Annotated in this window: 1 protein-coding gene; it reads right to left on the minus strand. The window is 40.4% G+C overall.

What is annotated here, in order from left to right; all coding sequences use genetic code 11:
* Positions 1–217: 217 nt before the first annotated feature.
* On the minus strand, positions 218–322 hold a 105-nt coding region (locus D0T85_RS22920), incomplete at its 5' end, for a PD-(D/E)XK nuclease domain-containing protein (protein ID WP_239060797.1).

The following is a 322-nucleotide window of genomic DNA, read 5'->3' on the forward strand; positions in this document are numbered from 1 at the left end:
TTAAAGAATATAGAAACATCATTCAAGCAGATACGCCTTTTTGGGATTGTCTTTGTCTGCCTGTGGTTCAACCCCAGTGTGCAAAATGATTATGCCGATTGGCAGAAAGATGCTCAGGCAATGATTGATCTCTATAAAACGTATGGTGTCTTTAGAGTTTAATCGTTTCCTTGAATATTATCGTGACGCAAGTCCATACAATAAGACTTGTAAAAACTCAACTGCTTATTAGTTGGCGTTCGTCGGCGGTATAGGGAATGAGGTAGCCTTTATCCTCAATTTGTTGCAGCGCCATTTGTGCGGTTCCGTCTAGTTTGAATTC

It is taken from the genome of Bacteroides sp. 519 (assembly GCF_010500955.1).
GTDB lineage: Bacteria > Bacteroidota > Bacteroidia > Bacteroidales > Bacteroidaceae > Bacteroides.